We start from the raw sequence: 8,335 nt of genomic DNA on the forward strand, positions 1-8,335 counted from the left end.
AGCGCTGTATAGTTGAAGGATGACGACGCGGATTGCGGTGGCCGGCGCCACCGGTTATGCCGGGGGTGAGCTCCTTCGACTGTTGCTGGGGCACCCCGAGGTGGAGATCGGCGCGCTGACCGCGCACAGCAACGCCGGCAGCCGGCTCGGTGACCATCAGGGCCATCTGCTGCCGTTGGCCGACCGGGTGCTCGCCCCCACCAGCGCCGCCGAACTGGTCGGTCACGACGTGGTCTTCCTGGCGCTGCCGCACGGTCAATCCCACGAGCTCGCCGCGGAACTGGGCGACGGCGCGGTCGTCATCGACTGCGGCGCCGACCACCGGCTCGTCGATCCGGCGGCCTGGCAGCGGTTCTACGGCGGGGAGCATCCCGGCAGCTGGCCCTACGGGCTGCCGGAACTCCCGGACCAACGGGAGGTGCTCGCCGGCGCGCGGCGGATCGCAGTTCCGGGTTGCTATCCGACCACCGCATCGTTGGCCATGGCACCGGCCCTGGCCGCCGGTCTGGTCCGGCCCGAGGTGGTCGTGGTCGCAGCCTCCGGAACCTCGGGCGCCGGCAAGTCGGCGAAGACGCACCTGCTGGGTTCGGAAGTGATGGGCTCGGTGTCGGCGTACGGCGTCGGCGGCGTGCATCGGCACACCCCGGAAATGGTCCAGAACCTGTCCGCTGCTGCCGGTCAGGCCGTCACTGTGTCGTTCACGCCGGTGCTGGTTCCGATGTCCCGCGGCATCCTGGCAACCGTCAGCGCGCCGCTGGCCGACCTCGACAGCGACCCGGATTCGGTGCTGACCGAAGTTCGGGACTGCTACCAGAAGGCCTACGGTGACGAGCCTTTCGTGCATCTGCTGCCCTCGGGTCAGTGGCCGGCAACCTCGGCGACGCTGGGCGCGAACACCTGCCTGCTCCAGGTCGCGGTGGACGCAGCGGCCGGTCGGCTGGTGGTGATCGCCGCCCTGGACAACCTGACCAAGGGCACCGCCGGCGCGGCCGTGCAGTGCATGAACCTGGCGCTCGGCCTGGACGAGACGCTCGGTCTCCCAACAGTAGGAGTTGCTCCGTGAGAGAGCCTGCGAACGAACCTTCAGCACTGAGCGGGGTGTCCTCGTGAGTGTGACAGCGCCACAAGGGTTCCGGGCGGCGGGGGTGACGGCCGGGCTCAAGGCGTCCGGTCGCCCGGACGTCGCGGTGGTGGTGAACGACGGTCCGGAGTTCGCGGCCGCGGGCGTCTTCACCAGCAATCGGGTACAGGCGGCGCCGGTCCGCTGGACGGCGCCGTTACTGGCGCGGTATCCGGCCGGCGGCGGCGAGATCGCCGCGGTCGTACTGAATTCCGGCGGTGCGAATGCCTGCACCGGAGCGGCCGGCCTGGCCGACACCGTTGCCACCGCGGAACACCTCGCGGGATTGCTGCAGGTGGACCCCAGGCAGGTAGCGGTGTGCAGCACCGGACTGATCGGCGAGCGGCTGCCGATGCCGACACTGCTGGCCGGCGTGGCGGCGGCTACGGCGGCGCTGGCCGGCGATGCGGCCGCCGGAACCACGGCTGCGGAGGCGATCATGACCACCGACACGGTGGCCAAAACCGTTGTGGTGCAGGGCGATGGCTTCACCGTCGGCGGAATGGCCAAGGGTGCAGGCATGCTGGCTCCCGGCCTCGCGACGATGTTGGTGGTACTGACCACCGATGCGGTGGCGAGCCCGGAGCAACTGTCGGCGGCGCTCCGGGCGGCGACCAGGGTCACCTTTGACCGGATCGACTCGGACGGCGCGATGTCCACCAACGACACCGTGTTGCTGCTGGCATCCGGCGCCGCCGGGACCAAGGTCGCCGATGACGCGCTGGCCGCTGCCGTGCACCGCGCCTGTGCCGCGCTGGCGGCCGCGTTGATCGCCGACGCCGAGGGTGCGACGAAGGAGATCGCCATCGAGGTGGTGCACGCGGTCGACGAGGACGATGCGGTGCAGGTCGGCAGGTCGGTTGCCCGGAACAACCTGGTGAAGACGGCCTTCTTCGGGCAGGACCCGAACTGGGGGCGGATCCTGGCGGCGGTCGGCACCACCGCAGCGGCGTTCGACCCGGACGCCGTCGACGTGGCCATCAACGGGGTCTGGATCTGCCGCGGCGGTGCCGCGGGCGAGGACCGCAGCACCGTCGATCTGACCGGCCGCGCCGTGCACGTGGTGATCGACCTGCATGCCGGCACCGAGACCGCGACCATCCTTACCAACGATCTCTCGCACGCCTACGTCCACGAGAACTCGGCGTACTCGACATGACGGCTTCTGGACCGGTGCCGCCGGCAGCACCCACAGCACCTGCTACTCGACCCCGGACCACCGAGCCGATGGCCGACATTGCCGCTCGGGCAGCGGTTCTCGCGGACACGCTGCCATGGCTGCAACGCTTCGCCGGCCGAATCGTGGTGGTCAAGTACGGCGGCAACGCGATGACGGACGACGCCCTGAAGGCGGCCTTCGCCGCCGACATGGTGTACCTGCGGGCGGTCGGTCTGCACCCGGTGGTGGTGCACGGCGGCGGACCGCAGATCTCTGCCATGCTGAACCGGTTGGGCATCCCCGGTGAGTTCAAGGGTGGATTCCGGGTCACCACGCCGGAGACTCTGGACGTGGTGCGGATGGTCCTCGTCGGCCAGGTCGGCCGGGAACTGGTGGGCCTGATCAACGCGCACGGCCCGCATGCCGTCGGAATGTCCGGCGAGGACGCCGGGCTCTTCACCGCGGTGCGCCGCAGCGTGACCGTTGACGGGGCGCAGCACGACATCGGACTGGTCGGCGACGTGATCGAGGTGAACACGGCCGCCATCCACGATCTGCTGGCGGCCGGCCGGATCCCGGTGGTCGCGACCGTCGCCCCGGACGCCGACGGCGTGGTGCACAACGTGAATGCCGACACCGCCGCGGCGGCGCTCGCGGTCGCGCTGGACGCAGCGAAGCTGGTCACTCTCACCGATGTCGAGGGCCTCTACACCGACTGGCCGGACCGAAACAGCCTGCTGTCCACCATCACCGCATCGGACCTGCGAGAACTCTTGCCCCGGCTGGAATCCGGCATGGCGCCGAAGATGGAGGGCGCGCTCCGCGCGGTCGAGGGTGGGGTGTCGGCCGCGCACATCATCGACGGCCGGGTGGCGCATTCGGTGCTGTTGGAGATCGTCACCACCGAGGGCATCGGCACCATGGTGCTGCCCGACCCCGAACCCGGCTCGGGGCCCGCGCAGGTATCGACGGCCCCGATCCCTGCGGCGACATCCGTTGCGCTGCAGAACAACGAACAGGAGGTGCACCCATGATGAGCTTCGCATCGGGGAACGAGGTCGCGGCGCACCGCTGGTCGGCAGCGCTGATGGACAACTTCGGCACGCCGTCGGTGGAACTGGTCGCCGGATCCGGCGCCACCGTGCGCGACGCCGACGGCCGCGAGTATCTCGACCTGCTCGGCGGCATCGCGGTGAACGCGCTGGGGCATGCCCATCCGGCGGTCGTCGACGCTGTCACCCAACAGATCTCGACCCTCGGGCACGTCTCGAACTTCTTCACCCACCCGACCGTGTTGGAACTCGCCGAGCGGTTGCTGCAGATCTCCGGCGCCGGCGAGGCTGACGGTCGGGTGCTGTTCTGCAACTCCGGCGCCGAGGCCAACGAGGCCGCCTTCAAAATTGCCAGACTCACCGGTCGGCCACGGATCATCGCCGCCGAAGGCGGCTTCCACGGTCGCACCATGGGTGCCCTGGCGATGACCGGCCAGGCGGCGAAGCGCGGCCCGTTCGAGCCGATGCCCGGCGGTGTCGAGTTCGTTCCGTTCGGCGACATCGACGCGCTGGCAATGGCCCTGCAAGCCCCGGGCACCGGGCCCGGCGATCTCGCCGGGTCCGACGTGGCCGCCGTCATCCTGGAACCGATCCAGGGGGAGTTGGGTGTGCTGCCGGCCCCCGACGGCTACCTGGCCGCCGCCCGCGCGCTCACCATCCAGGCCGGCGCGCTGCTGATCCTCGACGAGATTCAGACCGGCATCGGCCGCACCGGCAGTTGGTTCGCCTATCAACGTGAGGGCATCACCCCGGACGTCGTCACGCTGGCCAAGGGTCTCGGCGGCGGGCTGCCGATCGGAGCGGTGATCGGCTTCGGTCCGGCCGCGCACCTGTTCACCCCTGGCCACCACGGCTCCACGTTCGCCGGCAACCCGGTGTGCGCCGCCGCCGCGCTCGCGGTCCTGACCACGATCGAGACGGAGCGCCTGATCGACCACGTCGATGCGCTCGGCAAGCACTTGACCGAGGCCATCGAGGCGCTCGATCACCCCGCCGTCTCGCATGTCCGCGGCCGCGGGCTGCTGCTCGGGGTCGTGTTGAACCAACCCGTTGCGGCGGCCGCGGTGCTGGCCGCCCGCGAAGCCGGATTCCTGATCAACGGCCCGGCGCCGCAGGTGCTCCGGCTGGCGCCGCCGCTGATCTTGACCACCGGCCAGGCCGACACTTTCGTCGGCGCGCTCGGCGGCATCCTCGACCAGGCCGGCCGCAGCACCGACCCCCGGACCACCCCGCAGACCGCCGGTACCGCCGGCCGGAAGGACTGATCCCGAATGATCCGCCACTACCTCAGGGACGACGACCTGCAGCCAGACGAGCTGGCAGCGGTACTGGACCTGGCAGACAGCTACAAAGAGGACCGCTACAGCGCGAAGCCCTTGCAGGGCAAGGCGGTAGCCGTGGTCTTCGAGAAGAACTCGACCCGTACCAGGTTGTCGTTCGAGGTCGGGATCGCTCAGCTCGGCGCCCAGCCGGTGATCATCGACGGCCGCACTTCGCAGCTGGGCCGGGAGGAGACGATCGAGGACACCTCCCGGGTGCTGTCCCGGTACGTCGATGCGGTGGCGATCCGCACGTTCGCCCAACGCCGGATCGACGCGCTGGCCAGCGTGTCGACCGTTCCGGTGATCAACGCGCTCACCGACGAGTTCCACCCGTGTCAGGTGCTGGCCGATCTGCAGACGGTCCGGCAGCGCAAGGGCAACCTGGCCGGCCGCACGCTCACCTATCTCGGTGACGGTGCGAACAACATGTCGCACTCACTGATGGTGGGCGGCGCCAACGCCGGTATGCACGTCAGAGTTGCTGCGCCGCAGGGGTTCGACCCGCACCCGCAGATCCTGCTGGATGCCAAGGAGCGGGCAGCGATCACCGGCGGTTCGATCGAGCTGATCACCGATCCGCATGCCGCGGTCGACGGCAGCGACGTGCTGGTCACCGACACCTGGACCTCGATGGGGCAGGAGAACGACGGTTTGGACCGGGTGAGTCCGTTCCGGCCCTACCAGGTGAATGCCGAACTGCTCGGCCGGGCCGACCCGGATGCGATGGTGCTGCACTGCCTGCCGGCGCACCGCGGCTGGGAGATCACCGACGAGGTGATCGACGGGCCTGCCTCGGCGGTGTGGGACGAGGCCGAGAACAGGCTGCACGCCCAGAAGGCGCTGCTGACCTGGTTGATGCGGCAGCGATGATCAAGCAGCAGCGATGATCAGGGCGCAGCGATGATCAAGACGCAGCGATGAGCGACACGGTCCCGGCCACCAAGGCCGCCAGGCTCGGCCGGATCACCGAGCTGATTCGCGGGCATCCGGTGCGCTCGCAGACGGAGTTGCTGGAACTGCTGGAGTCAGAGGGGATCTCGGCGACCCAGGCGACGCTGTCCCGGGATCTGGACGAACTCGGAGCCGTCAAGCTGCGCGGCGTCGCCGGCGGTGCGCCGGTCTATCAGATCCCGGAGGACGGCGGCCCCCGGGCGATGCCGGGTGGGACCAGTCGGGTCGGTCGGCTACTCGGCGAGTTGCTGTTGTCCTGGTCTGCCTCGGGCAATCTCGCCGTGCTCCGAACCCCTCCCGGGGCAGCCCAATTCCTCGCCTCCGCGCTGGATCGTGCCGCCTTCGACACGGTGGCCGGGACGATCGCCGGCGATGACACCATCATGGTGGTGGCCCGGGAGGGTCTCACCGGCACGGATGTCGGACAATTCCTGGCGGCACTGTCGGCAGGCGAGCCGGCGGGGACCACCGAACCAGAGGAGAACTGAACCGATGCCCGACTCTCACCCCGGCGGCGACGCGGCCGGTACGGCCGGGCCGGTCAAGCTCTGGGGCGGCCGGTTCGCCTCCGGACCCGCGCCCGAAATGGCCGCGCTCAGCGTGTCCACCCACTTCGACTGGCGGCTGGCCCCCTACGACATCGCCGGCTCGAAGGCACACGCATCCGCGCTGCACCAGGCCGGGCTGCTCACCAGCGACGAACTGACCGCCATGCACCTGGCCCTTGACGAGCTGGCCGCCGATGTCGCCTCGGGCGCGTTCGTCGCCTCCCCGGACGACGAGGACGTGCACACCGCGCTGGAGCGCGGCCTGCTGGACCGGGCCGGCACCGACCTGGGCGGCAAGCTTCGGGCCGGCCGATCCCGCAACGACCAGGTCGCCACCCTGTATCGGCTGTACCTGCGGGACGCCGCGCGCCGGGTGGCCGGCGCGACCCTTGACGTGCAGCAGGCTCTGCTGGACCAGGCGCTGGCTGCGGGCGAGGCCGCGATGCCCGGCCGCACCCATTTCCAGCACGCCCAGCCAGTGCTGCTCGGTCATCATCTGGCCGCCCACGCCCAGGCGCTGACCAGGGATGTGGACCGGATCCGTGACTGGGACCGCCGACACGCGGTGTCCCCCTACGGATCCGGCGCGCTTGCCGGCTCATCGCTCGGGCTGGATCCGGCTCTGGTGGCCAAGCATCTCGGACTCGACCGGGCGGCGGACAATTCGATCGACGCCACCGCGTCCCGGGACTTCGCCGCCGAGCTCGCCTTCGTCTTCGCGATGCTCGCCGTCGACCTGTCCCGCTGGGCAGAAGAAGTGATCGTCTTCGCCACCGCCGAGTTCGGCTACGCGAGGTTGCACGACGCGTTCGCCACCGGATCCTCGATCATGCCGCAGAAGAAGAACCCGGACATCGCCGAATTGACCAGGGGAAAGGCCGGCCGGTTGATCGGCAACCTGACCGGCCTGCTGGCCACCCTCAAGGCCCTCCCGCTGGCCTACAACAGGGACCTGCAGGAGGACAAGGAGCCGCTGATCGACTCGGTCGAGCAGCTCGAGTTGCTGCTGCCGGCGGTCACCGGGATGACGGCGACCCTCAGCTGGAATCTCGACCGGCTGGCGACGATGGCTTCCGCCGGATTCTCGTTGGCCACCGACATTGCCGAATGGCTTGTCCGGCAAGGGGTTCCGTTCCGGGTGGCGCACGAGGTGGCGGGGGAGTGTGTGGCGCTCGCCGAGTCGACCGGCCGCGAGTTGCACGAACTCACCGACGAGGAGTTCGCCAGTATCAATCCGGCGTTGACGCCGCAGGTCCGCGCGGTGCTGACGGTGCCAGGCTCGCTGGCCTCCCGCGACGGCTTCGGCGGCACCGCCCCGGTGCGGGTGGCCGAACAACTGGTGGCTCTGGGCGAACGGATCGCCGCCGACCGCGGGTGGGTCGGCACCCGATGACCCGGCCGGAATGACGAGGCGACGGTGACCGACGCGCAGCACTACGGGCCGCTGCTGCCGCGCTCGTTCTTCGCCCGCCGCGCCGAGTCGGTCGCACCGGAACTGGTCGGCGCGGTGGCGGTCGCCGGCGCCGGCCGCGACACCGTCGCCGTGCGGATCACCGAGGTGGAGGCGTATGCCGGACCGCGGGACCCGGCCTCGCACGCCTTCCGCCGCACCGCCCGCTCGGAGGTGATGTACGGCGAGCCGGGCCACCTGTACGTGTACTTCATCTACGGCATGCACTGGTGCGCCAACATCGTCACCGGACCCGACGGCGACGCCTCCGCCGTGCTGCTGCGGGCCGGTGCGGTGCTCACCGGTCTTGATGCCGCCCGGCTCCGCCGGCCGTCGGCGCGCAAGGACGCCGATCTCGCCCGCGGTCCCGCGGGAATCGCCAGGGTATTGGGGCTGACGGGCGAGCTGACCGGCGCCGACCTGTGCCGCCCTGGCCGGCCGTTCGCCGTCAGGGCCGGAACGCCGGTGACGAACCTCGGCACCGGCCCGCGGGTCGGGATCAGCGTCGCCGCTGACGTGCGGTGGCGGTTCTGGGACGCCGACTCACCGACGGTCAGCGCCTACCGGGCCGGGGTGCGACGCCGTCGGAAGTACCCGGACCAGGCCGGCTGACCGGATCCGCGCGGCTTCGGAAACAAAGCTCCATCGGAAACAGTGCTGAGGCTCGATGCGACAATCGACCGCGTGTCCATCGAACCGCAGACCGCACCGAGCCCAGACCGGCCCGCCTCGA

At 70.4% G+C, this 8,335-nt stretch carries 9 protein-coding genes (1 of these 9 running past the window's edge); all 9 read left to right on the forward strand.

The genetic code is table 11. The features are described 5' to 3' along the window. Positions 1–19 precede the first annotated feature (19 nt). Positions 20–1,063: an N-acetyl-gamma-glutamyl-phosphate reductase gene (gene argC, locus K340_RS0121810; protein WP_029138253.1), complete on the forward strand. Its 1,044-nt coding sequence runs from the start codon at positions 20–22 to the stop codon at positions 1,061–1,063. Positions 1,064–1,106: 43 nt separating this feature from the next. Beyond that, positions 1,107–2,279, forward strand: coding sequence for a bifunctional glutamate N-acetyltransferase/amino-acid acetyltransferase ArgJ (gene argJ / locus K340_RS0121815; protein WP_029138254.1), 1,173 nt, complete (start codon positions 1,107–1,109; stop codon positions 2,277–2,279). 68 nt (positions 2,280–2,347) lie between these two features. Beyond that, the gene (gene argB / locus K340_RS32335; protein WP_084614749.1) at positions 2,348–3,313 is read left to right on the forward strand and encodes an acetylglutamate kinase; all 966 of its coding nucleotides are present in this window, start codon (positions 2,348–2,350) and stop codon (positions 3,311–3,313) included. Next, positions 3,310–4,596 (forward strand): acetylornithine transaminase, encoded by a 1,287-nt coding sequence (locus tag K340_RS32340; protein WP_245599674.1) that lies wholly within the window; start codon positions 3,310–3,312, stop codon positions 4,594–4,596. Before argB ends, K340_RS32340 begins: the two co-directional genes overlap by 4 nt. A 6-nt stretch (positions 4,597–4,602) precedes the next feature. Then, entirely contained in the window at positions 4,603–5,523 is a 921-nt protein-coding gene (argF, locus tag K340_RS0121830; protein ID WP_029138255.1) for an ornithine carbamoyltransferase, read from the forward strand. A 47-nt stretch (positions 5,524–5,570) separates the two neighbouring features. Next, positions 5,571–6,092, forward strand: coding sequence for an arginine repressor (locus K340_RS32345; protein WP_037366135.1), 522 nt, complete (start codon positions 5,571–5,573; stop codon positions 6,090–6,092). Positions 6,093–6,096: 4 nt separating this feature from the next. Further along, positions 6,097–7,545, forward strand: coding sequence for an argininosuccinate lyase (gene argH, locus K340_RS0121840; RefSeq protein ID WP_029138256.1), 1,449 nt, complete (start codon positions 6,097–6,099; stop codon positions 7,543–7,545). A 24-nt stretch (positions 7,546–7,569) separates the two neighbouring features. Then, on the forward strand, positions 7,570–8,214 hold the full coding sequence (locus tag K340_RS0121845; RefSeq protein ID WP_029138257.1) for a DNA-3-methyladenine glycosylase: 645 nt from the start codon (positions 7,570–7,572) through the stop codon (positions 8,212–8,214). Between the two features lie 72 nt (positions 8,215–8,286). After that, positions 8,287–8,335, forward strand: the 5' portion of a protein-coding gene (tyrS, locus tag K340_RS32350) for a tyrosine--tRNA ligase (protein WP_245599675.1). 1,328 nt of this gene lie beyond the right edge of the window; 49 of the gene's 1,377 nt are visible here — the first part of the coding sequence; its start codon is at positions 8,287–8,289; its stop codon lies beyond the right edge, outside the window.

This window comes from Nakamurella lactea DSM 19367 (genome assembly GCF_000426645.1).
GTDB classification, from domain to species: domain Bacteria; phylum Actinomycetota; class Actinomycetes; order Mycobacteriales; family Nakamurellaceae; genus Nakamurella; species Nakamurella lactea.

Coding starts and splice junctions, on each gene's coding strand:
- K340_RS32340 (WP_245599674.1), top strand. CDS start 3,310: ATGATGAGCTTCGCATCGGGGAACGAGGTCGCGGCGCACCGCTGGTCG.
- argH (WP_029138256.1), top strand. CDS start 6,097: ATGCCCGACTCTCACCCCGGCGGCGACGCGGCCGGTACGGCCGGGCCG.
- argC (WP_029138253.1), top strand. CDS start 20: ATGACGACGCGGATTGCGGTGGCCGGCGCCACCGGTTATGCCGGGGGT.
- K340_RS32345 (WP_037366135.1), top strand. CDS start 5,571: ATGAGCGACACGGTCCCGGCCACCAAGGCCGCCAGGCTCGGCCGGATC.
- argB (WP_084614749.1), top strand. CDS start 2,348: ATGGCCGACATTGCCGCTCGGGCAGCGGTTCTCGCGGACACGCTGCCA.
- argF (WP_029138255.1), top strand. CDS start 4,603: ATGATCCGCCACTACCTCAGGGACGACGACCTGCAGCCAGACGAGCTG.